The organism is Leclercia tamurae (assembly GCF_025566055.1).
Classification (GTDB): Bacteria; Pseudomonadota; Gammaproteobacteria; order Enterobacterales; family Enterobacteriaceae; genus Enterobacter; species Enterobacter tamurae.
In genome coordinates this window covers 57,368-81,396 of the sequence record NZ_JAMHKS010000069.1, presented here as the reverse complement: position 1 = coordinate 81,396, position 24,029 = coordinate 57,368, and the positions used below count along the sequence as shown (strand labels likewise).

General features: G+C 58.2%; 24 protein-coding genes. 7 read left to right on the top strand and 17 right to left on the bottom strand.

Translation table 11 applies throughout. The features are described 5' to 3' along the window. The first annotated feature begins 14 nt into the window (after positions 1 to 14). Positions 15 to 503, top strand: a complete 489-nt coding sequence (gene yhhY / locus M8318_RS07140; RefSeq protein WP_225760048.1) for an N-acetyltransferase — start codon at positions 15 to 17, stop codon at positions 501 to 503. Between the two features lie 38 nt (positions 504 to 541). Here the strand turns inward: yhhY and ggt are convergent, their stop codons facing one another. Further along, on the bottom strand, positions 542 to 2,287 hold the full coding sequence (gene ggt / locus M8318_RS07135) for a gamma-glutamyltransferase (protein WP_262661707.1): 1,746 nt from the start codon (positions 2,285 to 2,287) through the stop codon (positions 542 to 544). A 122-nt stretch (positions 2,288 to 2,409) separates the two neighbouring features. Here ggt and M8318_RS07130 point away from each other — a divergent pair, with 122 nt between their 5' ends. Continuing rightward, entirely contained in the window at positions 2,410 to 2,787 is a 378-nt protein-coding gene (locus M8318_RS07130; RefSeq protein WP_106995241.1) for a DUF2756 family protein, read from the top strand. On the opposite strand, the gene ugpQ is transcribed toward M8318_RS07130, so the two are convergent. The 10 genes from ugpQ to livK all read right to left on the bottom strand — a co-directional run bounded on the left by ugpQ (position 2,784) and on the right by livK (position 12,814). After that, positions 2,784 to 3,524: a glycerophosphodiester phosphodiesterase gene (gene ugpQ / locus M8318_RS07125; protein ID WP_262661705.1), complete on the bottom strand. Its 741-nt coding sequence runs from the start codon at positions 3,522 to 3,524 to the stop codon at positions 2,784 to 2,786. The genes M8318_RS07130 and ugpQ overlap by 4 nt on opposite strands. Beyond that, on the bottom strand, positions 3,521 to 4,591 hold the full coding sequence (locus M8318_RS07120) for a sn-glycerol-3-phosphate import ATP-binding protein UgpC (RefSeq protein ID WP_262661703.1): 1,071 nt from the start codon (positions 4,589 to 4,591) through the stop codon (positions 3,521 to 3,523). The genes ugpQ and M8318_RS07120 overlap by 4 nt, the downstream gene beginning before the upstream one ends. A gap of 1 nt (position 4,592) precedes the next feature. Beyond that, positions 4,593 to 5,438, bottom strand: a complete 846-nt coding sequence (ugpE, locus tag M8318_RS07115) for a sn-glycerol-3-phosphate ABC transporter permease UgpE (protein WP_262661702.1) — start codon at positions 5,436 to 5,438, stop codon at positions 4,593 to 4,595. Continuing rightward, positions 5,435 to 6,322, bottom strand: coding sequence for a sn-glycerol-3-phosphate ABC transporter permease UgpA (gene ugpA / locus M8318_RS07110; RefSeq protein ID WP_106995245.1), 888 nt, complete (start codon positions 6,320 to 6,322; stop codon positions 5,435 to 5,437). Before ugpA ends, ugpE begins: the two co-directional genes overlap by 4 nt. A gap of 100 nt (positions 6,323 to 6,422) precedes the next feature. After that, positions 6,423 to 7,739: a sn-glycerol-3-phosphate ABC transporter substrate-binding protein UgpB gene (ugpB, locus tag M8318_RS07105; RefSeq protein WP_262661700.1), complete on the bottom strand. Its 1,317-nt coding sequence runs from the start codon at positions 7,737 to 7,739 to the stop codon at positions 6,423 to 6,425. Between the two features lie 235 nt (positions 7,740 to 7,974). Further along, on the bottom strand, positions 7,975 to 8,688 hold the full coding sequence (gene livF, locus M8318_RS07100) for a high-affinity branched-chain amino acid ABC transporter ATP-binding protein LivF (protein ID WP_106995247.1): 714 nt from the start codon (positions 8,686 to 8,688) through the stop codon (positions 7,975 to 7,977). Between the two features lies 1 nt (position 8,689). Next, positions 8,690 to 9,457, bottom strand: coding sequence for a high-affinity branched-chain amino acid ABC transporter ATP-binding protein LivG (livG, locus tag M8318_RS07095; protein WP_262661697.1), 768 nt, complete (start codon positions 9,455 to 9,457; stop codon positions 8,690 to 8,692). Next, on the bottom strand, positions 9,454 to 10,731 hold the full coding sequence (locus M8318_RS07090; protein WP_262661695.1) for a high-affinity branched-chain amino acid ABC transporter permease LivM: 1,278 nt from the start codon (positions 10,729 to 10,731) through the stop codon (positions 9,454 to 9,456). Before M8318_RS07090 ends, livG begins: the two co-directional genes overlap by 4 nt. Then, positions 10,728 to 11,654: a high-affinity branched-chain amino acid ABC transporter permease LivH gene (gene livH, locus M8318_RS07085; protein WP_106995250.1), complete on the bottom strand. Its 927-nt coding sequence runs from the start codon at positions 11,652 to 11,654 to the stop codon at positions 10,728 to 10,730. Before livH ends, M8318_RS07090 begins: the two co-directional genes overlap by 4 nt. A 50-nt stretch (positions 11,655 to 11,704) precedes the next feature. Next, entirely contained in the window at positions 11,705 to 12,814 is a 1,110-nt protein-coding gene (gene livK, locus M8318_RS07080; RefSeq protein WP_262661693.1) for a high-affinity branched-chain amino acid ABC transporter substrate-binding protein LivK, read from the bottom strand. A 424-nt stretch (positions 12,815 to 13,238) separates the two neighbouring features. On the opposite strand from livK, the gene panM reads away from it, so the two are divergent. Beyond that, positions 13,239 to 13,622 (top strand): aspartate 1-decarboxylase autocleavage activator PanM, encoded by a 384-nt coding sequence (panM, locus tag M8318_RS07075; protein ID WP_225760041.1) that lies wholly within the window; start codon positions 13,239 to 13,241, stop codon positions 13,620 to 13,622. 175 nt (positions 13,623 to 13,797) lie between these two features. On the opposite strand, the gene M8318_RS07070 is transcribed toward panM, so the two are convergent. From M8318_RS07070 to ftsY, 5 genes are all read right to left on the bottom strand, one after another. Beyond that, complete coding sequence (locus tag M8318_RS07070; protein ID WP_106995255.1) at positions 13,798 to 14,898, bottom strand: branched-chain amino acid ABC transporter substrate-binding protein; 1,101 nt, start codon at positions 14,896 to 14,898, stop codon at positions 13,798 to 13,800. A 297-nt stretch (positions 14,899 to 15,195) separates the two neighbouring features. Beyond that, on the bottom strand, positions 15,196 to 16,053 hold the full coding sequence (rpoH, locus tag M8318_RS07065) for an RNA polymerase sigma factor RpoH (RefSeq protein WP_106995256.1): 858 nt from the start codon (positions 16,051 to 16,053) through the stop codon (positions 15,196 to 15,198). A 254-nt stretch (positions 16,054 to 16,307) separates the two neighbouring features. Then, positions 16,308 to 17,366: a permease-like cell division protein FtsX gene (ftsX, locus tag M8318_RS07060; RefSeq protein WP_166184481.1), complete on the bottom strand. Its 1,059-nt coding sequence runs from the start codon at positions 17,364 to 17,366 to the stop codon at positions 16,308 to 16,310. After that, positions 17,359 to 18,024 (bottom strand): cell division ATP-binding protein FtsE, encoded by a 666-nt coding sequence (ftsE, locus tag M8318_RS07055; RefSeq protein ID WP_106995258.1) that lies wholly within the window; start codon positions 18,022 to 18,024, stop codon positions 17,359 to 17,361. Before ftsE ends, ftsX begins: the two co-directional genes overlap by 8 nt. 2 nt (positions 18,025 to 18,026) lie before the next feature. Next, positions 18,027 to 19,535, bottom strand: a complete 1,509-nt coding sequence (gene ftsY, locus M8318_RS07050) for a signal recognition particle-docking protein FtsY (RefSeq protein WP_262661689.1) — start codon at positions 19,533 to 19,535, stop codon at positions 18,027 to 18,029. A gap of 136 nt (positions 19,536 to 19,671) precedes the next feature. Between ftsY and rsmD the strand changes: the two genes are divergently transcribed. Beyond that, positions 19,672 to 20,274 (top strand): 16S rRNA (guanine(966)-N(2))-methyltransferase, encoded by a 603-nt coding sequence (rsmD, locus tag M8318_RS07045; RefSeq protein WP_106995260.1) that lies wholly within the window; start codon positions 19,672 to 19,674, stop codon positions 20,272 to 20,274. Next, positions 20,258 to 20,539: a DUF1145 family protein gene (locus tag M8318_RS07040; RefSeq protein ID WP_106995261.1), complete on the top strand. Its 282-nt coding sequence runs from the start codon at positions 20,258 to 20,260 to the stop codon at positions 20,537 to 20,539. Before rsmD ends, M8318_RS07040 begins: the two co-directional genes overlap by 17 nt. A 49-nt stretch (positions 20,540 to 20,588) precedes the next feature. On the opposite strand, the gene M8318_RS07035 is transcribed toward M8318_RS07040, so the two are convergent. Then, positions 20,589 to 20,948, bottom strand: coding sequence for a DUF2500 domain-containing protein (locus M8318_RS07035; protein ID WP_262661686.1), 360 nt, complete (start codon positions 20,946 to 20,948; stop codon positions 20,589 to 20,591). Between the two features lie 128 nt (positions 20,949 to 21,076). Between M8318_RS07035 and M8318_RS07030 the strand changes: the two genes are divergently transcribed. Further along, a complete protein-coding gene (locus M8318_RS07030) occupies positions 21,077 to 21,703 on the top strand; it encodes a lysoplasmalogenase (protein ID WP_106995263.1) in 627 nt (208 codons plus the stop codon). A gap of 76 nt (positions 21,704 to 21,779) precedes the next feature. After that, positions 21,780 to 23,966: a Zn(II)/Cd(II)/Pb(II) translocating P-type ATPase ZntA gene (gene zntA / locus M8318_RS07025; protein ID WP_262661684.1), complete on the top strand. Its 2,187-nt coding sequence runs from the start codon at positions 21,780 to 21,782 to the stop codon at positions 23,964 to 23,966. Positions 23,967 to 24,029 lie beyond the last annotated feature (63 nt).

Sequence of the window (24,029 nt, the reverse complement as noted above, 5' to 3'; positions counted from 1 at the left end):
CTGAGGAAGAAGGAATGAGTGAGATAGTGATACGCCACGTTGAAGCCGCCGATGCCGAAGCTTTACGCCTGCTGAATGCCCATCCAGGGGTTTATCACGACACTCTACAACTTCCTCATCCTGCGATGGACATGTGGAAAGAACGCGTGATGCAAAAGCCGGGCAGACGTCATCTGGTTGCCTGCCTGGACGGACAGGTTATCGGGCATCTGGTGCTGGACGTGATGGAAAATCCACGCCGCAGCCATGTGGCGACGTTCGGAATTGGTGTGTCAGCCGAGGTGCAGGGCCGCGGCGCGGGCAGCGCGTTAATGCGTGAGATGATCAACCTGTGCGACAACTGGCTGCGAATTGAGCGTATCGAGCTGACGGTGTTTGTCGACAACGCCTCTGCCATCGCCCTGTATCGCAAGTACGGATTTGTGGTGGAAGGCACCGGGAAGAAGTTCGCCCTGCGTAACGGTGAGTTTGTCGATGCGCACTTTATGGCGCGCATCAAGTAAGCATGGATACCTCTCCCCATTGGGGAGAGGTAAAAGGTTTAATATCCTGCCGTCAAATCATCCACCGACCGCGGATCCGATGCGCCATACAGCGCGCCATCCGGCCCAACCATAATGCTCTGGGTGCTGCCCATCGCCTCTTTCACCACCACTTTTTGCCCGCGCTGCTCCAGCAGTTTCAGGGTATCCGGGCTAAAGCCCTTCTCCACCCGCAGCTCATCCGGCAGCCACTGGTGATGGAAGCGCGGCGCGTTGGTGGCCTCTGCCACGTTCATCCCGTAGTCGATGCTGTTGACCACCATCTGCAGCACGGTGGTGATAATGCGGCTCCCGCCAGGGCTGCCGGTTACCAGCCAGGTTTTGCCGTCTTTCACCACGATGGTCGGTGACATCGACGACAGCGGACGCTTCTTCGGCCCGACGGCGTTGGCATCCCCGCCCACCAGCCCGTAGACGTTCGGCACGCCCGGTTTGGCGGAGAAATCATCCATCTCGTTATTGAGTAGAATGCCGCTGTTGCCTGCCACGATCCCGGTACCAAACACGGTGTTCAGCGTATAGGTGACCGCCACCGCGTTACCGTCTTTATCCACCACCGAGAAGTGGGTGGTCTGGTTGCTCTCATACGGCGCCAGTTTGCCCGGGCGGATCTCGCTTGAGGGTTTAGCTTTGTTGATATCGATCTGATCGGCCAGGGTTTTGGCATAGGCTTTATTGGTCAGCGCCTGCCACGGCACCTTGACGAAATCCGGGTCGCCCAGATACTCCGAGCGGTCGGCGTAGGCATATTTTTCCGCCTCGGCCATTACCTGCATGGTATCGGCACTGCCGAAACCGAACTTATGCAGATCGAAGTTTTCGAGGATATTGAGGATCTGCACGATGTGGATCCCGCCGGAAGACGGCGGTGGCATGGAGTAGACCTGATACCCGCGATAGTCCCCGCTAATCGGCGTACGCTCCACCGCTTTGTATTCGGCAAGATCGGCTTTGGTGATCAACCCGCCGTTCTTACTCATCTCTTCGGCAATCTGATCGGCAATCGTCCCTTTATAGAAGGCATCCGGGCCGTTCTCGGCAATCATCTCCAGACTTTTGGCGAGGTTGGTCTGCACCAGCTTGTCGCCCTTCTTCAGCGGCTCGCCCTCCTTCCAGAAGATCGCTTTGCTGTTCTCATGGTTGGGGAGCACTTCGCTGCCGTAGGTTTTTAGATCGTCAGCCAGGGCGTCGTTGACCTCAAAGCCGTCGCGCGCCAGCTTGATCGCCGGCTGCACCACTTTGTTCAGCGGCAGGGTGCCGTACTTATCCAGCGCCAGCGAGAAGCCCGCGACCGTACCCGGCGTGCCGGTCGCCAGATGGGAGGTGAGAGATTTTTTACTGTCGGCGTTACCCTGGTCGTCGAGGAACATGTCGCGCGTGGCCTGGGACGGCGCCATTTCACGGAAGTCGATCGCCGTGGTCACGCCATCTTTGGTCCGCAGCATCATAAAGCCGCCGCCGCCGAGGTTACCCGCCTGCGGGTGCGTCACCGCCAGCGCATAGCCCACCGCCACCGCCGCATCCACCGCATTACCGCCCTGCCTGAGGATATCCACCCCCACCTGAGTGGCAAGGGCATCCACCGAAGAGACCATCCCCTTTTGCGCCCGCACGGGATGGAACACATCTTCTTCCACACCATAGGATACCGGGGGTGCGGCAGGCGGATTTGCTGCCACGCCAAACGTACCGCCTGCCGTCAGGGCAGCAATCGCTACCCAGCGTAAAAACGTTGGTTTGATCATTGTTATTCTCCAGGTACAGGGACTCATGCTCCCGCTTAAGCCTGGTTCATAACTCTTAAAAAATCATCGTAGTGCGGGATTGGAGGTAAACTTAGAGGAGGCCTCAGAAGGAGGGAGTAACAATGAAACGACTAATTCTTGTTGCGGCGTTACTGCCGTTTGCCGTGCTCGCGCAACCCATCAATACCCTGAACAACCCAAACCAGCCGGGGTACCAGAACCCCAGCCAGCAGCGGATGCAAAATCAGATGATGATCCAGCAGCAGCAGCAGACAGGGATGCTCAATCAGCAGCTGCAGACGCAGACTCGCGTCCAGCAGCAGCATCTGCAAACGCAGATGAACAACAACACCCTGCGGGTTCAGCAGAGCCAGCCGGGGGTGCAGGTTCTGCCTAACACCAGCGGCGGGATGCTTAGCGGCGTAGAGTCGTCGGGCGGTGTGCAGCAGCAACATATGCTGCCGCAGCAGCAGAACGGCTCTATGCTGAATAACCCTTAGGGCTGGAAGTCCGGACCAATCAGGGCAATCGCATCGGTACAGATGCAATCCACGCCCCAGCGCAGCAGTTCCGCTGCCCGCTGGGGCTGGTTAACGGTATAGACCAGAATATGCAGGCTGGCGGCCTTTATCGCCTTCACTCGCGCCTCATCCAGCAGACGATGGTTGAGGTGAATCGACACGCAGCCCAGCCGGGTCGTTAATTCCCGCCAGTCTTCACGCCACTCATCCAGCAGCAAACCCCGCGGCAGCTCGGGCACTGCAGCCTGCGCCGCTTCCAGCGCGTCAATCTCAAACGACGACAGCAGCGGAGGCGTCATCCCTTCCCACAGCTCGCGTGCCGCCAGCGCAATGACTTTACCGGTGAGCGGCCCGGTGCCGGTGGTCGGTTTGATTTCGATATTGGCCATCATCCCGTGCTTCCGGCAGCGGTCGGCCACCTCGGCCAGCAGCGGCAGTGGCTCGCCTTTAAACTCCTTGCCAAACCAGCTCCCGGCATCCACCTTCAGCAGATCGCGCCACGGCAATTGACCTGCTACGCCCCAGCCGTTACTGGTGCGCTCGAGGTTGTCATCGTGCAGGAGGAAGATCTCCCCATCCTGAGAGAGCTTGGCGTCGAACTCGATCATCGTGTGGCCGTAGCGCGCCCCGACGTCAATCGCCGCCAGGGTGTTCTCCGGGGCCAGTTTACCGCCGCCCCGGTGGGCGACGATGCGGGGATAAGGCCAGTTACTCATACGCGTTGTCCTGTTTCACCATCGAATAAGTGCAGACGATTTTCCGGCAGATGCAGCCACAGCGTGCTGCCCGCTTGCGGGCGCTCCTGATGCGACATGCGCACCACCAGCTTCTGCTCGCCCCAGCGTCCGTGCGCCAGATTATCGGCACCCAGCATCTCGAGGGTGTCCATCACCAGCGGCACCCCGCCTTCCGACTGGGAGCTTAACGCAATATGTTCCGGGCGGATACCCAGCGTCATTTTGCGTCCAGCGTAGCCGCGATAGAACCAGTTGATCGGCAGCGCCATGCCGCTCTCCAGCTCAAAATGGGTACCCGCAGCGCTGATGCGCCCCTCCAGCAGGTTCATGGCCGGGCTGCCGATAAAGCTCGCCACAAAGCGGCTGGCGGGCTTTTCATACACCTCCACCGGGGTGCCAATCTGCTCGGCAATGCCTTTGTTCATCACCATCACCCGCTGGGCGAGGGTCATGGCCTCCACCTGATCGTGGGTCACGTACAGGGAGGTGGTTTTCAGGCGACGGTGCAGGTGCTGTAGCTCGAGGCGCATCTGCACGCGCAGTTTGGCGTCGAGGTTAGACAAGGGTTCATCAAACAGGAACACCGCCGGGTCACGCACGATGGCGCGGCCCATCGCCACGCGCTGACGCTGGCCGCCGGAGAGTTCACGCGGGCGGCGCTTCAGCAGGCCGTCCAGCTCCAGAATCCGCGCCGCCTCTTTGACGCGCTCGTCGATGTGGCTTTTACCCATCCCGCGGATTTTCAGCCCCCAGGCCATGTTCTCCTCCACGCTCATGTGCGGGTAGAGGGCGTAGTTCTGGAACACCATCGCGATGCCCCTGTCTTTCGGCTCCATCTCGGTGACGCGCTGGCGGTCAATCCAGATATCCCCCGAGGTGACGCGCTCGAGCCCGGCGACCATCCGCAGCAGGGTCGATTTGCCGCAGCCCGACGGACCGACCATCACGATAAATTCCCCGTCCGCCACGTCGAGCGTTAACGGCTGAATGACCTGGGTTTTGCCATCCCAGCTTTTGGTGACTGCCTGAAGTTTTAAACCTGCCATTTTATTTCTCGCTATCGACCAGGCCGCGGACAAATGCACGCTGCATGGCTAAAACAATGACTACGGGTGGGATAAGGGTGAGCAGCATCGCCGCCATCACCTGGTTCCAGAGGGTGGTGCCTTCGCCGGTTGAAATCATCCCCTTGATGCCCGCCACGGCGGTGCCGAGATTGACCTCCTGCACGATAAGCAGCGGCCACAGGTACTGGTTCCAGCCGTAGATAAAGGTGATGACGAACAGCGCCGCGAGGTTGGTGCGGGACAGCGGCAGCACGATGTCGCGGAAAAAGCGCATCGGTGAGGCACCGTCAATGCGCGCGGCCTCAATCAGCTCGTCCGGCAGGGTCATAAAGAACTGGCGGAACAGGAAGGTAGCGGTGGCCGAGGCCATCAGCGGCAGGGTTAAGCCCGCGTAGCTGTCGAGCATGCCGAGGTTGGCGATCACCTCCACCGTCGGGAAAATACGCACCTCCACCGGCAGCATCAGGGTGATAAAGATCATCCAGAAGAACAGGTTGCGCAGCGGAAAGCGGAACCAGACGATGGCGAAGGCCGAGAGCATCGACACCGTGATTTTGCCGACGGTTATGCCAAACGCCATGATGAAGCTGTTGAGCATCATCAGCCAGAACGGCGCGCTGTTCACCCCCACGCCCTGGGTCCAGATGGTCGCCATGTTCTCGAAAAGATGGCCGCCCGGGATCAGCGTCATCGGGGTTTCAAAGATGGCGTTGCGGTCCAGCGTGGCGGCGACAAAAGCCACGTACAGCGGGAACAGGATCACCAGAATGCCCAGGATCAGCATGGTGTGGCTGAAAATCGTCAGCCCGCGACGGTTCTCAATCATTGGTAGCGCACCTTACTTTCGACATAGCGGAACTGCACCACCGTGAGGATGATGACGAGGAACATCAGCACCACCGACTGGGCGGCAGAGGCCGAGAGATCCAGACCGGCAAAGCCTTCGCGGTAGATCTTGTAGATCAGCGTGGTGGTGGCCTGTACCGGGCCGCCCGCGGTGGCGGCGTCAATCACCGGGAAGGTGTCGAAGAAGGCGTAGACCAGGTTGACCACCAGCAGGAAGAAACTCACCGGGGCGATCAGCGGTAGCGAAAGCTTAAAGAAGCGGCGGACCGGGCCTGCACCGTCAATCGCGGCGGCTTCCACCAGCGAACGCGGAATAGACTGCAGCGCGGCAAAGAAGAACAGGAAGTTATAGCTGATCTGCTTCCACACCGAAGCGAACACCACCAGGAACATCGCCTGGCCGCTGTTCTGGGCATGGTTCCAGTCGTAGCCGAACTCGCCGAGGAAGTGGGTGATCAGCCCGCGGCCAGGGTTAAACAGGAAGATCCACAGCACTGCGGCGACCGCAGGAGCCACGGCGTAGGGCAGCAGCATCAGGGTCTGATACAGACGGCTGCCGCGCACCACGTAATCCACCAGCGCGGCGAAGAACAGCGAGGCGAGCAGGCCGCTGACGGTGACCAGGGTGCTGAATTTGATCGTCGTCCAGAAGGCGTCGAGGTAGTAGCTGTCGTGCCACAGGGCGGCGAAGTTATCCAGGCCGACGAACTGGCTGGAGAGCCCGAACGGATCGACGCTCTGCACCGAGTACCACAGCGCTTCGCCCGCAGGCCAGATAAAGAAGATAACGGTGATGACCAGTTGCGGCGCGACCAGCAGGTACGGCAGCCAACGGGAACGGAACACCGGACGGGAAGATGACATGGGGATTGAGTTCCTGAACAGCGCCGGATGGCGCTACGCTTATCCGGCCTACAGGTTCGCGTAGGCCGGGTAAGGCGAAGCCGCCACCCGGCATTTCACATTACGATTTGGTCGACTGCTCGAAGCGGCGCAGCAGTTGGTTGCCACGCTCTACCGCAGAATCCAGCGCCTGCTGTGGGGTTTTCTTACCGGTCCACACGCTTTCCAGCTCTTCATCCACGACGGTACGGATCTGCGGCATGTTGCCCAGACGCAGGCCTTTGGTGTACGGCAACGGTGGCTTGTTCAGCATCTGACGCGTGGCGATATCTGCCCCCGGGTTCTTGTCATAGAAGCCCTGCTGGCGGGTCAGGTCATATGCGGCTTTGGTGATCGGCAGGTAGCCGGTCTTCTGGTGCCATTCGGCGGCGTTTTCTGGTTTCGCCAGGAAGTCGAGGAACTCCGCCACGCCTTTGTAGGTGGTGTTGTCTTTGCCCTGCATCACCCACAGGCTGGCCCCGCCGATGATGGCGTTTTGCGGCGCGCCTTTCGAGTCGGCGTCGTACGGCATCATGCCCACACCGTAGTTGAATTTGGCGTAGTGACGGATATCCGCCAGCGAGCCGGATGAGGCAGTGGTGATGGCGCAATCACCGCTGTAGAACTTCTCGGTGGATTCGTCTTTACGCCCGAAGTAGCTGAAATCGCCCTTCTTGTTCAGTTCCTGCAGCAGCGCGATGTGCTTCACCTGCTCCGGCTTGTTGAACTCCAGTACCGCATCGGTGCCGTCGAAGCCGTTGTTCTCGGTGGCAACAGGCTGACCGTGCCAGGCGCTGAAGTTCTCGATCTGGATCCAACCCTGCCAGCCGCTGGCGTAGCCGCACTTCATGCCCGCCGCTTTCAGTTTGGCGGTGTACGCGGCCAGATCCTGCCAGGTTTTTGGTGGCTGCTCAGGATCTAAGCCGGCTTTCTTGAAGGCGTCTTTGTTGTAGTAGAGCACCGGGGTGGAGCTGTTAAACGGCTGAGAAAGCAGGTGCCCGGTTTTGGAGTCGGTGTAGTACCCGGAGACGGTCGGCACAAACTGGGATTCGTCGAAGTTGATGCCCGCGTCCTTGAACACTTCGTACACCGGCTTGATGGCTTTGGAGGCCATCATGGTAGCGGTGCCCACTTCGTAAACCTGCAGCAGCGCCGGGGCGTTGCCGGTACGGAACGCGGCGATACCGGCGCTCAGGCTCTGCTCGTAGTTACCTTTGTACACCGGCACAATTTTGTAATCCGGGTGGGTGTCGTTGAAACGCTGCGCCAGGGAGTCAACTTCTTTACCCAACTCCCCTTCCATGGAATGCCAGAACGGAATAGTGGTGACGGCCATTGCGTTGCCCGCAAAAACCAGACCCATTGCCAGACCCAAAGCTGTGTGTCGTAACGATGTCATTGTCATCTCTCTTATTGTGCCGGATGCGCGATATCACGCGTTTTCTGCTCGCGAGGTAACATGACATGCGCGAATTACAGAAAAATAACCGTTTGTTTACAGAGATGTGACAGCAAGGCGTCAGGGGGATGATGGAAATGTGAAGGAGGGGCGGCCAAAAAAAGCCGGGTGGCGGCTTCGCCTTACCCGGCCCGTAGGCCCGGTAAGCGTAGCGCCACCGGGCAATACAGACGGCTCAACCGCCTAAATACGCACTCCGCACCGCTTCGTTAGCCAGCAGCGCGTCGCCGGTATCTTCCAGCACCACACGACCGTTCTCCAGCACGTAGCCGCGATCGGCGAGCTTCAGCGCCTGGTTGGCGTTCTGCTCCACGAGGAAGATGGTCATCCCTTCGCTACGCAGCTGTTCGATGGTGTCGAAAATTTGCTGAATAATGATCGGCGCCAGCCCGAGCGAAGGTTCATCCAGCAGCAGCAGACGCGGCTGGCTCATCAGCGCGCGGCCGATCGCCAGCATCTGCTGCTCCCCACCGGACATGGTGCCCGCCCGCTGAATACGACGCTCAAACAGGCGCGGGAACAGGTCATACACGCGCTTGATGCGGGTCTGGAACTGCTCGCGCTCGGCAAAGAAGCCGCCCATCGCCAGGTTCTCTTCCACCGTCATGCGTGAGAAGACGCGACGCCCTTCCGGGACAATCGCCACCGCTTCGCGCATGATTTTCGCCGTCTGCCAGTCGGTAATGTCTTTACCATCAAAGACGATACGCCCGCTGGAGGCGCGCGGGTCGCCGCACAGGGTGCCGAGCAGGGTGGTTTTCCCCGCGCCGTTGGCCCCGATCAGGGTCACAATTTCCCCCTGATTGATGTGCAGGCTGACGTCGTGCAGAGCCTGGATCTTGCCGTAATGCGCATTGACCTTGTCGAACGTTAACATCGCTTTTTCCATCTTATGCCTCACCAAGGTATGCGCGGATCACGTCCGGGTTGTTGCGAATCTCTTCCGGCGTACCGTTCGCCAGCGGCGTGCCCTGGTTTACTACGTAGATGCGGTCAGAAATGCCCATCACCAGCTTCATATCATGCTCAATCAGCAGGATGGTGGTGTCGTGATGGTCACGCAGCTCGACAATCAGCTCGTCCAGCTCTTTGGTCTCTTTCGGGTTCAGCCCTGCCGCCGGTTCGTCGAGCATCAGGATCTGCGGCTGGGTCACCATGCAGCGGATAATCTCCAGACGACGCTGGTCGCCATAGGCCAGGTTGCTGGCCTGACGGTTGGCGTGTGGCAGCAGACCGATACGGTCGAGCCAGGTGGCGGCGCGATCTAATGCTTCATCCTGCGCCCGGCGAAACGCCGGGGTTTTCAGCAGACCGGCGAAAAGCCCGGTTTTCAGTTGCTGATGTTGCGCCACCAGCAGGTTCTCAATCACCGTCATCTCGCGGAACAGACGCACATGCTGGAAGGTACGCACCACGCCCATGCGGGCAATCTGCTGGCCCGGCAGCCCTTCCAGATGTTTATCACCCAGCATGATGGTGCCGCCCGTCGGCTTATAGAAGCCGGTCAGGCAGTTGAACACCGTGGTTTTACCCGCGCCGTTCGGGCCGATCAGGGAGACGATCTCTTTTTGATGCAGATCCAGCGAGACGTTGTTGACCGCCAGCAGGCCGCCAAAACGCATCATCAGGCCGTTAACGGATAATAATGGCTGACTCATGCCTGCTCTCCTTTCGCTTGCCCGTTTTTCAGTTTCAGCTGTGGACGGGTCATCGGCAGCAAGCCCTGCGGACGCCAGATCATCATCAGTACCATCAGACCACCCAGCATCAGCATGCTGTATTCGTTGAAGTCACGCATCAGCTCACGGGAGACCACCAGCAGGATCGCCGCGAGAATAACCGCGAACTGCGAGCCCATCCCGCCGAGCACCACAATCGCCAGCACGAAAGCGGATTCCGCAAAGGTGAAGGATTCCGGGCTGACAAAGCCCTGACGCGCGGCAAACAGCGTCCCGGCGAAACCGGCAAACGCGGCGCTGATGGTAAAGGCAGTCAGCTTGATGCGGGTCGGGTTCAGGCCCAGGGAGCGACAGGCGATCTCATCTTCACGCAGAGCTTCCCACGCACGGCCCAGCGGCATACGCAGCAGGCGGTTAATCACGAACAGGGTGATGACCACCAGCAGCAGGGCCACCAGATAGAGCCAGATCACACGGTCGGACGGGTCGTACTTGATACCAAAGAAGTTGCTGAAGGTATCCCAGCCGCCTTCACGCGCGGAACGGCTGAACTCCAGGCCAAAGAAGGTCGGTTTCGGGATCTGGCTGATACCGTTCGGACCGCCGGTCACTTCGGTATTGTTGAGCAGCAGGATACGGACGATTTCGCCGAAGCCTAAGGTCACAATCGCCAGGTAGTCACCGCGCAGGCGCAGCACGGGGAAGCCAAGCAGGAAACCGGCGGCGGCAGAGACCAGTCCCGCCAGCGGCAGACAGGTCCAGAAGCCGAGGCCGTAATAGTGGTTCAGCAGGGCGAAGGTGTAAGCGCCGATGGCGTAGAAACCGCCGTAGCCCAGCACCAGCAGGCCGGACAGGCCCACCACCACGTTCAGACCCAGACCGAGGATCACATAAATCATGGTCAGGGTGGCGATATCCACCGTCCCGCGTGAAACCATAAACGGCCAGGCCACAGCCGCCACCAGCAGCGCCACGAGGAACAGCTTCTGTTTGATGGTCGAGCCGTCGATGGCCGGCAGCACAAACTTCGGCCCGGAGACGTTTTTCAGTGTCTTCTGGAAAATCGGTCGCAGCAGCTGGAAGAAGAAGACCACCGCCGTACCGACAAATACCCATTGCCAGCGGATATCAGACGCGACATCCACCACCAGTTTGGTGCCGCTCAGCTCCAGCTGAACGCCCATAAAGACGCCCGCCAGCACGAAGAACATGACCGCCGAAAGCAGCGCCATGGCAAAATGCATCGGTTTCATACTTTCTCTACCTCCGGACGGCCCAGAATACCGGTCGGCATCACCAGCAGCACCAGAATCAGCAGCGCGAAGGAGACCACGTCTTTATATTCGGTACTCAGGTAGGCAGAGGAGAGGGCTTCGGCCACGCCGAGGATCAGGCCGCCGATCATCGCCCCCGGAATACTGCCGATCCCGCCCAGCACCGCGGCGGTAAAGGCTTTCATCCCGGCCATAAAGCCGATGTACGGGTTGATTACGCCGTAGAACTGACCGAGCAGCACGCCCGCAACCGCCGCCATCGCCGCACCAATCACAAAGGTCAGGGCGATCACGCGGTCGGTGTTAATGCCAAGCAGGCTCGCCATCTTCAGATCTTCCGCGCAGGCGCGGCAGGCGCGGCCCATGCGGGAGTAACGAATGAAAATGGTCAGCGCCAGCATGGCGAGGAAGGTCACAATCCAGATCACCAGCTGCATGGTAGTAATCGACGCCGAGAAGTTCTCGCTGGCGCCAACAATCCACTGGCCGTTGAACAGGCTTGGCAGCGCCACATCGCGCGACCCTTCGGTCAGGCTGACGTAGTTTTGCAGGAAGATGGACATCCCGATGGCGGAGATCAGCGCGATCAGGCGCTTGGAGCTACGCACCGGGCGATAGGCTACCCGCTCGATACTCCAGCCATAGGCGCTGGCAATGATAATCGCCCCGACAAACCCGGCGGCCACCAGCAGCCAGCTGCTGTCGATCCCCATCATCATCAGCGCGGCGATAATCATAAAGGAGACATAACTGCCGATCATGTACACCTCGCCGTGGGCGAAGTTGATCATGCCGATAATGCCGTACACCATCGTGTAGCCGATGGCGATCAGTGCATAGGTGCTTCCCAGCGTCACGCCGTTAAACATCTGCTGCAGGAAATAGAGAAACTGCTCGGACATAAGGTAACCTTTCTATTCCCGCCCGGTCATGCCGGGCGGTGGGATAATGATTATTTGGCGACCGAGGATGAACCGTCGGCGTGCCACTTAAAGACACCAAACTCAAATCCCTTCAGATCGCCTTTCTCATCCCAGTTCAGCGGCCCAATCACGGTGTTTGCCCCGTGTGCTTTTAAATCTTTAATCAGATCCTGCGGCGCTTTGCTGCCGGTACGATCCATGGCGGTCGCCAGAGATTGCACGGCGGCATAGGTGATCCAGACGTACGGACCACTCGCGTCTTTTTTCTCTGCTTTCAGGGCGTCGACGATAGCAGCGTTAGCCGGATCCTGGTCATAGCGTTTTGGCATCGTCACCAGCATGCCTTCACCCGCGTCGCCGGCAATGTTCGACAGCGAGGCGTTACCGACCCCTTCCGGCCCCATAAACTGGGTTTTCAGACCGACAGAGCGGGCCTGGCGCAGCATCTGGCCCATTTCCGGGTAGTAGCCACCGTAGTAAACAAAGTCGATGTTCTCTTTCTGCAGACGGGCCAGCAGCGCCGAGAAATCTTTTTCGCCCGCGGTGATGCCGTCGAAGAAGACCACGTTGGCGCCGCCTTTTTTCAGGCCATCCTGCACCGAGCGGGCCAGCCCTTCGCCGTACTGCTGCTTATCGTGAATGATAGCGATACGCTGCGGCTTGACGCTGTCGAGGATGTACTTCGCTGCGGTTGGCCCCTGCGAGGAGTCGAGCCCGGCGGTACGCATGATGTACTGATAGCCGCGCTGGGTCAGTTCCGGGTTAGTGGCCCCTGGCGTGATCATCAGGATGCCTTCGTCTTCGTAGATATCAGACGCAGGCTGGGTGGAGGAGGAGCAGAGATGGCCAATCACATACTGAATGCCATCGTTAACAATTTTGTTGGCGACGGCGACGGCTTGTTTCGGGTCGCAGGCATCGTCATATTCCACGCCGACCAGTTTGTCGCCCTTGATGCCGCCCTTGGCGTTGATGTCTTTAATGGCCTGGCGCGCGCCGTTGAACTCCATATCGCCCCACTGGGCAACCGGGCCGGAGAGGGCCCCAACAATGGCAACTTTAATATCTTCCGCCGCAGCGGTATGGGTGATCGCCAGTGCAACCATCCCCGCGATGATAGTTTTCGCGTTCCTTTTCATCTGTGAATCCCCATTCGTGACGTGATGTATATATTTTGTTTTATTATGGTTAAAAAGCATTCTGTACTTTTATTAAACAACGCAACTTTTGCTATTGCCTTTAATGGTTTAGCGAGGTTTTTTGCCTAAAACCAGACTAAAATCTCTATATTTCAGGCTATTAAGCAAAGATAATATTCTGAAATCTGGCAGAGATAAACAAATAAAAGTGCAGTTTGCAGCATAAAATAACGGGACAATAAGCGGAATAAATCACTGCCATTCAGGTTAATATTCTGCTTATTTTTCGATCCCTGCGTTTTCTGGCTGCGCTTTTCTCTGCTAAAAAAGCAATCACCTGGGGAATGGATTTAAAAAGTGGAAGCGTCTGGCTAAATAAATTGAGTACACTGCCCCTACTCTTTTTGATTTGGACACGCGGCTAATGAAACTGACCATCCACCGTCTGGAGAACTTTAGCGACCAGGATCATATCGACCTCAACAAGATCTGGCCGGAATATTCCCCCTCCTCACTCACCGTTGATGAAACACACCGTATTTATGCAGCGCGCTTTAACGAGCGGCTGTTAGGGGCGGTGCGGGTAACGCTGAGCGGTACGCAAGGGGCGCTGGACTCCCTGCGCGTGCGCGAGGTCACCCGCCGTCGCGGCGTAGGGCAATATTTGATCGAAGAGGTGATGCGCGATAACCCGAGCGTGGCCTCGTGGTGGATGGCGGATATCGGCGTGGAAGACCGGGGCGTGATGGCAGCGTTTATGCAGGCGCTGGGGTTTACGGCGCAAAGTAATGGGTGGGAAAAGCAGTAAAAAAACCGGGTGGCGGCTTCGCCTTACCCGGCCTGAATTCTCCGCAGCATTTTCCCAAGCATTTCGTGTTGCAGGAAGGCGGCAAGTTATGAAATCCCCGGGAGCTTACATAAGTAAGTGACCGGGGTTGAATAACGCAGCCAACGCACCTGCGGCGCGAAAGGCGACGGGAAAATTATTTTGCGTCGGTCGCGGTACCGTTAGCATGCCAGTCGAACACGCCGAACTCGAAGCCTTTCAGATCGCCCTTCTCATCCCATGACAGCGGCCCCATCACGGTCTCTACGGAGTTGGCTTTCAGCCAGGTCGCAATCTCAGCTGGTTCAGCAGACTGATTCAGACCCGCCTGCAGGGTTTGCAGTGCGGCGTAGGTAGTCCAGACGAATGCGCCGCTTGGATCCTGTTTCTTGGCTTTGATCGCGTCTACGATCGGTTTGTTGGCTGGAACCTGGTCGTAGTTCTTCGGTTTGGTGACCAGCAGGCCTTCAGCCGATTCACCAGCGATGTTAGACAGCGACACGTTCGCCACCCCTTCCGGGCCCATGAACTGGGTTTTCAGACCGGCAGCACGCGCCTGACGCAGGAGCTGACCCATCTCCGGGTGGTAACCACCGTAGTAGACGAAGTCGATGTTCTCTTTCTTCAGACGCGCCACCATGGTAGAGAAATCTTTCTCACCGGCGGTGATACCGTCGAAGAACACCACGTTGGCGTTGGATTTTTTCAGGTTGTCCTGCACGGAACGCGCCAGGCCTTCACCGTACTGCTGCTTGTCATGGACAATAGCGATACGCTGCGGCTTCACTTTATCAACAATATATTTCGCGGCGGTTGGGCCCTGGTCAGAGTCCAGGCCAGTGGTACGCATTACCATCTTGTAGCCACGGGCGGTCAGTTCCGGCGCAGTGGCAGCAGGGGTGATCATCAGAATGCCTTCGTCTTCGTAGATGTCAGACGCAGGCTGCGTGGAAGAGGAGCACAGGTGGCCGATCACGTATTTGATGCCGTCGTTGACCACTTTGTTGGCTACCGCAACCGCTTGTTTCGGGTCACAGGCATCATCATATTTTACGATCTGCAGCTTTTCGCCTTTGATACCGCCCTTGGCATTAATGTCGGCAACCGCTTGTTCTGCGCCGGTAAACTCCTGGTCGCCGTACTGCGCTACCGGACCGGACATGGCGCCAACCACGGCCACTTTGATATCAGCCTGAGCCATGGTGCTGAATGCCAGCGCGATACATCCTGCCAGTAAGGCTTTGCCCTTCATATTCATCCTGAGAATCCCCATTGTGACGGTTATTGTGTTTGTTGTGATGTTGTTTTATGGCGCTTTATTTCGATTATGCGTCTGCCGTGCGCGCCTTTTCAGCATACTCTGCTAAAACATACCCCATTTTTATCTATTTGGAATAGCTATTTTGAAATGTATATAAGGTAAGGGAGGCTTTAACGAGTCAGCGCACAACACAGGGGTAAGTGTTTGCCGGCAGGGGGGAAAACGCCCGACGGGCGCTAAAAAAACAAAACCCCCGAATTTGCATTCGAGGGTTATCGGGGTACTTCGCGGGGATTAGGCTTCGATAGCAGCGCGAAGTTTTTTCATGGCGTTCTTCTCAAGCTGACGCACACGTTCAGCGGAGACGCCGTAGCGGTCGGCCAGCTCCTGCAGGGTGGACTTGTTGTCTTCGTCCAGCCAGCGGGCACGGATAATATCCTGGCTACGCTCGTCGAGGCCTTCCATTGCGAAGGTCAGCTTGTTGGCGGCCTGCTCTTCCCAGTTGTCGTCTTCGATGCCGTCGGCAAAGTTAGACGATTTATCCTGCAGATAGAGGACCGGGGCCATCGGCTGGCTGTCTGACGCATCATCGTCAGAGGACATATCAAAGGTCATATCCTGCGCGGCCATACGGGATTCCATCTCGCGCACATCTTTGCTGGAAACGCCCAGCTCGCGGGCAACCATCTCGACTTCATCCTGGTTAAACCAGCCCAGACGCTGCTTGGTTTTACGCAGGTTAAAGAACAGTTTACGCTGAGCTTTAGTGGTTGCGACCTTCACGATACGCCAGTTACGCAGCACGTATTCGTGGATTTCCGCTTTGATCCAGTGCACGGCGAAGGAGACCAGACGCACACCCACTTCCGGGTTGAAGCGACGCACCGCCTTCATCAGGCCGATGTTGCCTTCCTGAATCAAATCCGCCTGCGGCAGGCCGTAGCCCGCGTAGTTACGAGCAACGTGAACAACAAAGCGCAGGTGTGACAGGATCAGCGTCTTAGCTGCTTCCAGATCGCCCTGGTAATGCAGCTTTTCAGCGAGCTCCTTTTCTTCCTCGGCCGTCAACATCGGCCAGGTGTTCGCAGCCCGGATGTAAGACTCCAGGTTACCAACAGGGGCTAAAGCTAAAGTTTGCATTTCTTTGGTCATTCATTCCTCTCAATCGATTCTTTCTGGCGGCGGTTTGTCCCCATCAGGCAACGAACATGCCAGAATTAATGAGCAACGAGAATATCATTCACTCTTTTATCAGACAGTGATTTTATCCACAAGTTCCGAGTGAAACTGTGAATAAATTACGCACAAAATGTGACACGGGGATGATTATGCGGGACAGAGTCAACAGGAGACTCTTTCCCTGCACGGTGATTCTCAATGCAGGGAAAGATTATACCAGAGATTTTTTAGTCAGGGGTAAAGTGACGTAAATGTTGCACGGTTGCTAACCATGCTGCGATCCAGCCGATCATCGAGCACACCAGCAGCAATAACAGGCACTCATCGAAGGCTAAGCCACTGATATTAAACTTAGTTCCAAAAACCTGCGCCACATCGGTAACGGCCGCAGAAAGTCGCATCACCAAAATTTCTGACAATATCAGTGAAAGAAATGCGCCGGAAAAACCGAGCAATGCGCCGCCATACAGGAACGGACGCAGGATAAAACCGTCGGTAGCGCCGATCAGCTTCTGTACGTTAATGGTGTCGCGACGGGCGAAGATACTCAGCCGCACGCTGTTGCCGATAACGAGGAACACTGCCGCCACCATCAGCACGCCGATCATCGCCGCAACGCGCCCCACCAGGCCGGTCAGCGCCGTCAGACGGGCAAACCAGCTGTCGTCCATCCGCACTTCATCGATACCGTTGATGCGGGAGACGCGATCGCGCAGGGTGTTCAGCGACTCGGTCCCCTGGAAATCCAGTTTCGGGATCACCACCGCCACCGCAGGCAGGGGGTTCTCCTCCAGCATATCGAGCGCGCCGCCAAACCCGGACCAGTTACGGAACTCGCCTAACGCCTCATCCCGTGACAGATAGTTTACTTTCTCAACGCCCTGCTCCGCCTGCAGCTGCCCCACCACCTGCGCCGCCGCGTTATCGTCGAGCGCTTTGTCGAGATAGACGGTGATCTGCGGGGAAGGATAGTACTGCGACGCTGCCTGGTTTACGTTTTTGTAGACCATGTAGCAGACGCTGGGCAGGGTCAGGGAGATGGCAATCACCATCACCGTCAGGAAGGTGGCCAGCGGTTTGCTTTTCAGATCCTGCAGCGCGCCCTGGAAGGCGTACCGCACCTGTTCGTTAAAGACGTTGGTTTTGCGCGAGTTGGGTTTTGGCGCGGATTTGCTGCGCTTCGGCGCATTGCGGTTGCCGTCACCCGGGCCGCCCGCCGATTTACGAAAACGGTCGAGCTTGCTGCCAAACTGCCGCATCTGGTTCATTGCATCACGCTTATTCACCGAGGCCTCCGTGCAAATGACCGTCGCTCAGCGTCAGCATGCGGTACGAACGACGAGAGATAAGCCCCATGTCGTGCGTCGCCATCAGTACTGTCACCCCAACGCGGTTAAACTCCTCAAACAGACGCAGGATCCCTTCGGAAAGGGCGTCGTCCAGGTTACCGGTAGGTTCATCCGCCAGCAGCACCGCCGGTTTGTTCACCACCGCGCGGGCAATGCCCACGCGCTGCTGTTCACCGCCGGAGAGCTGGATCGGAAAGTTCTTCGCTTTGTCCAGCAGCCCGACCTTATCCAGCGCCGCGGAGACGCGACGACGAATATCATCCCCGCTGGCACCCGCAATAATCAGCGGGATCGCCACGTTGTCGAATACCGTGCGGTCCATCAGCAGATGGTGATCCTGGAAAATCATGCCGATCTGCCGACGCAGGAACGGCACTTCACGGTTTTTCAGGCGACTAATGTCGTGGCCGCTAAACCAGATTTTCCCGGCGCTGGGCCGTTCGATCCCACAGATAAGCTTGAGCAGGGTACTTTTCCCGGCGCCGGAGTGACCGGTCAGGAATGCCATCTCGCCCGGCTGCAGATGGAAGTTAATCCCCTGCAGCGCTTGTCTCCCACCGAGATAGGCCTTGCTGACGTGTTCAAAGCGAATCATTGTTAATCCTCTCGGGCAAAAAGTGCCTCAATAAAGTCGCCCGATTTAAACGGACGTAAATCTTCGATACGTTCGCCAACACCGATGTAACGGATAGGGATCCCGAACTGGTCCGCTACCGAGAAGATCACCCCGCCTTTCGCGGTGCCATCCAGCTTGGTCAGCGTGATCCCGGTCAGTCCTACCGCTTCATGGAACAGCTTCGCCTGACTGATGGCGTTCTGCCCGGTGCTGGCATCAATAGTCAGCATAATTTCATGCGGTGCATCTTCGTCCAGCTTCTTCATTACGCGGACGATCTTCTTCAATTCTTCCATCAGGTGCGATTTGTTCTGTAAACGCCCTGCGGTATCGGCAATCAGCACATCCACGTTACGCGCTTTCGCGGCCTGGATGGCGTCGAAAATCACTGATGCGGAGTCGGCACCGGTATGCTGGGCAATCACCGGAATATTGTTGCGCTGGCCCCACACCTGCAGCTGCTCGACGGCGGCGGCACGGAAGGTATCCCCCGCGGCCAGCATCACCGATTTGCCCTGCTGTTCGAACTGACGCGCCAGCTTGCCGATGGTGGTGGTTTTACCCACGCCGTTAACGCCGACCATCAGAATAACAAAGGGCATTTTGCCTTCAATATTAAGCGGTTCGTCAACTTTTGCGAGGATTTCACCCATCTCTTCTTTCAGCAGGCCGTACAGCGCCTCGGCGTCGCGCAGCTGTTTACGGCTGGCGCTCTCGGTCAGACTGGTGATGATTTTGCGGGTGGTTTCCACGCCAACGTCAGCAATCAGGAGCTGTTCTTCCAGCTCTTCAAAGAGATCATCGTCGATTTTCTTACCGCGGAACAGACTGATAAATCCGGAACCGAGGTTCTCTTTGGTTTTGACCAGGCTGCGTTTCAGACGGGCGAAGAAACCTTCTTTGGTTGGTTTTTCCTGCTCCTGAGCAATCTCTTCAACCGGCTCTTCCTCTTCGGCTACCGGGACGACAAGCACCGCTTCTTCTGCGGCTGCGGCCGCCAGCGCCTGAGCTTCGAGCTCTTCATCGCTAATGGGCTCTTCAACGTCGGTCTCTGGCAAGTACTCTTCCGGGATCGCTTCCTCAATTTCGTCGAGGATCTCTTCCGGCAGCGGTAATTCTTCATGCTCAACCGCCTGCGGAGGTTCCACCTCAGCAATCGGCTCGACAATCTCTTCCACAGGCTCTGGCGCAACGGCCACTGGCTCAACGATCACAGGCTCTGGCTCAACCGGCTGTGGTTTTTCGCTCTCCTGGACCTGCTCAGTAACCTCAACCACCTCTGCGGCAAAGGTTTCTGTCTCTTCTTTGCTGTGAGCAGGCGTTTCTGCTTCTACGTCAGCGACGGTCTCAACAGGGGTTTCTGGCTGCGGCTGTTCAACAACAGCGGGCTGTTCGGCGATCTGTTGTTCTTCGTTCTGCTGCTCGGTTTCCTGCTCTTTTTGACCAAAGCCCAGCCAGGAAAAGAAGCCACGTTTTTTCTCTTTTGCCATCTGCGACTACACCCCTCGCGGTTAATTACTGGCGCTATATACATGGAAGCTAAAAAAATGATGAAATAGTTTATCACTTAACTTAACGCACATCACCGCCTGCAAGCGCAGGCCGTCGGTGTACCCGAGCAAAGATATGAAGAAACCCAACCGTGCCGCAGCGGGCCAGATACGTATTATCGGCGGCCAGTGGCGAGGCCGTAAACTGCCGGTACCGGATAGCCCCGGTCTGCGCCCGACCACCGACCGCGTCCGCGAGACGCTGTTTAACTGGCTGGCTCCTTCAATGGTAGATGCCCGTTGCCTGGACTGCTTCGCCGGAAGCGGCGCCCTCGGGCTGGAGGCGCTGTCGCGTTATGCCGCCAGCGCCACGCTGCTGGAGATGGATCGCAGCGTTTCCCAACAGTTACAGCAAAACCTGGCCTCGCTGAAAGCGACACACGCCAACGTGGTTAATACTAACGCCCTCGCCTTCCTTGCGCAGGCGGGCACGCCGCACGATGTGGTGTTTGTCGATCCGCCGTTCCGCAAAGGACTGCTGGAAGAGACGCTGACGCTGCTGGAAAACAACGGCTGGCTGGCGGATGATGCGCTAATCTACGTCGAAAGTGAGGTAGAAAACGGTTTACCGCCGGTGCCTGCCCACTGGGATCTGCACCGGGAAAAAGTGGCCGGACAGGTCGCCTATCGTCTTTATCACCGTCAATCTCAAGGAGAGACCGATGCCGGTACTGATTAATCTGGGTCGTTTACTGATGCTGGGGGTCTGGGCATTTCTGATCCTCAACCTCGTCCATCCCTTCCCGCGTCCGATGAATATTTTCGTCAACGTGGCGCTGATTTTTACCTCATTTATGCATGCCCTGCAGATGGTGATGCTGAAAAACGGTATGCCAAAAGATGGCCCGAAAATGACCGGCTGGCAGCAGCTGCGGGTGTTTATTTTTGGTGTGTTTGAGCTGCTGGTGTGGATGAATAAGTTTAAGGCGCAGGCGAAAAAGTAACCTGCCGCCTTCTGCCCGGTGGCGCTGCGCTTACCGGGCCTACGGTTTATCACGGCGTCGGGCTAAATCCCTCAAACCGCGATCCCTTGTAACTCAACGTCCCTTTATCCCCTACCGTCAGCTGATGGTACTGCTTCTCGTCGAGGCGAAAAGTCATCTCCAGACCACCGCTTTCCGGCTTAAAGCTCGCTTCATAGCGCATGCTAGTGCCGGCAGGCGTCACCTGCTGCTGGCGGGAACGTCGGTCGTTAATCGGTTTTTCCCGTTTGTTGCTCACCACCACCCGCTTTTGCAGCAACGGGGCGGCGTCGTTATCCGCCTTTTCCCGGCGCTGCTGCACGAAGCGGAATGAGGCCGCAATGACGATAATCGCCAGTACGATAATAAAAAAAAGCGGCATCTTGCTCATTGAACCATCCTTTAAGACCAGGCTGAAATCAGGATAGCGTGCCACGCTGTGCATTGCTATTGGCCCGTCTGCACCACTACACTGAAGTGAAACTGTTTATTCAACAATAACAGATACAGGGACTTAATATGCTTTGGTCATTTATCGCTGTCTGTTTCTCCGCATGGCTGTATGTCGATGCGTCCTACCGCGGCCCTGCCTGGCAGCGCTGGCTGTTTAAACCCGTCACCTTGTTGCTGCTCCTGCTGCTGGCCTGGCAGGCGCCGATGTTTAACGCCATCAGCTACCTGGTGCTCGCCGGGCTCTGCGCCTCACTGGCCGGTGATGCTCTGACCCTGCTGCCGCGCCAGCGACTGCTGTATGCCGTGGGGGCGTTTTTCTTATCGCATCTGCTCTATACCATCTATTTCGCCAGTCAGATGACGCTGTCGTTCTTCTGGCCGCTGCCGCTGGCGCTGCTGGTGATTGGCGCGCTGTTGATCGCCGTAGTCTGGACGCGGCTGGAGGAGCTGCGCTGGGCGGTGTGTACCTTTATCGCCATGACCCTGGTGATGGTCTGGCTGGCGGGTGAGCTGTGGTTCTTCCGTCCGACGGCACCGGCTCTGTCGGCCTTCATCGGCGCCACGCTCCTGCTGTTGGGTAATATCGTCTGGCTGGGCAGTCACTATCGCCGCCGTTTCCGCGCCGATAATGCCATTGCCGCCGCGTGCTATTTCGCCGGACACTTCCTGATTGTGCGCTCGCTGTATATTTAAATAGCGCTTGACTCTGGAGTCGACTCCAGAGTGCATACTGCGGCTAATGAGAAAATTATCATTACCGGAGAGTGCCATGTCGACTCCAGAAACACCTAAAAAAGTGCCGCAATTTTCGGCACTTAAGCTCGCCCCCCTTCCCGCCAAAGAGACCTGCTGCGCTGCGGATCATGCCTCAGTGCAGACCGAACCTGTGCCTCCCATTCAGGGCCAGCGTTATAGCTGGGTGGTCAACGGCATGGACTGTGCCGCCTGTGCCCGCAAAGTAGAAACCGCCGTCAGACAGGTGGCAGGCGTCAATCACGTCCAGGTCCTGTTTGCTACCGAAAAGCTGCTAGTGGATGCGGGGAGCAACGTCAGCGCCCGGGTCGAAGCGGCCGTCGCCAGGGCGGGCTATACGCTGCGCAATGAAAATGCCCCCGCCGAAAAAACGTCCCCGCTGCGCGACAACTTGCCGCTCATCACGCTTATCCTGCTGATGGCCCTGAGCTGGGGGTTGGAGCAGTTCAACCATCCGCTCGGCAACCTCGCCTTTATCGCCACCACCCTCGTCGGGCTCTGGCCGGTGGCCCGTCAGGCGCTGCGCCTGATGAAAAGCGGGAGCTGGTTCGCGATTGAAACGCTGATGAGCGTGGCCGCCATCGGGGCGCTGTTTATCGGTGCCACGGCGGAAGCGGCGATGGTTCTGCTGCTGTTTCTGATTGGTGAACGCCTCGAAGGCTGGGCGGCAAGCCGGGCGCGCAAAGGGGTCAGCGCGCTGATGGCGCTGAAGCCGGAAACCGCCATCCAGGTCATTCATAATGAGCGCAAAACCGTACCCATCGCCGCGTTGCGTCCGGGAGATGTGATTGAGGTTGCCGCCGGGGGGCGTCTGCCTGCCGACGGGACGCTGCTTACCACCGCGGCCAGCTTTGATGAAAGCGCCCTGACCGGGGAATCCATCCCGGTCGATCGTTCGGCGGGGGAAAAAGTCCCGGCCGGAGCCACCAGCGTCGATCGTCTGGTGCAGTTGACGGTCCTGTCCGAACCGGGCGACAGCGCCATCGACCGCATCCTGAAGCTGATTGAAGAGGCAGAGGAACGCCGCGCCCCGGTGGAGCGCTTTATCGACCGCTTCAGCCGAATCTATACCCCGGTGATTATGCTGGTCGCGCTGCTGGTGGCCGTGGTGCCGCCGCTGCTGTTCAGCGCCTCCTGGGAGGGCTGGATCTACAAAGGGCTGACCCTGCTGCTGATTGGTTGTCCGTGCGCGCTGGTGATCTCCACCCCGGCGGCCATCACTTCCGGGCTGGCGGCGGCCGCACGTCGTGGGGCGCTGATTAAGGGCGGCGCGGCGCTGGAGCAGCTGGCGCAGGTGCAGCAGGTGGCGTTCGACAAAACCGGCACCCTGACGGTGGGCAAACCACAGGTGACGGGCATTTATCCGCATGAGATCCGCGAGCAGGATCTGCTGGCGCTGGCCGCCGGGGTGGAGCAAGGTTCGACTCACCCGCTGGCGCAGGCGATTGTCCGCGAAGCGCAGTCTCGTGGGCTGGCTGTTCCGGCGGCGATCGCCCAGCGTGCGCTGATGGGGTCAGGGATTGAAGCCGAGGTCGCGGGCCGCAAGGTGCTGATTTGCGCCGCAGATAAATTCCCTGCCCCGCATTTTGCGACGCAAATCCAGACTCTGGAACAGGCCGGACAGACGGTGGTGATGGTGATTCAGGATGGCGAGGCAAAAGGTCTGATCGCGCTTCGGGACACCCTGCGGGACGACGCGAAAGAGGCCATAGCCGCACTGCATCAATTGGGCATCAAGGGAGCGATCCTGACCGGTGATAACCCGCGCGCTGCCGCGGCCATTGCCGGGGAGCTGGGGCTCGATTTCCGTGCCGGGCTGCTGCCGGCGGATAAAGTGCAGGCGGTAACGGCCCTGAATGCGCAAACGCCGCTGGCGATGGTCGGGGACGGGATTAACGACGCCCCGGCGATGAAGGCGGCAACCATTGGCATTGCGATGGGCAGCGGCACCGATGTGGCGCTGGAGACCGCCGATGCGGCGCTCACCCACAACCGGTTGACCGGGCTGGCGCAGATGATAAGTCTGGCCCGCGCCACCCGGGCCAATATCCGGCAGAACATCGCCATTGCGCTGGGGTTGAAGGGGATTTTCCTGGTGACGACGCTGCTGGGGATGACCGGATTGTGGCTGGCGGTGCTGGCGGATACCGGGGCGACGGTATTAGTGACGGCGAACGCGCTTCGGCTGTTGCGCGGTCGGTAAACATTGCCGGGCGGCGCTACGCTTGCCGGGCCTACGGTTTTGTAGGCCGGGCAAGGCGCAGCC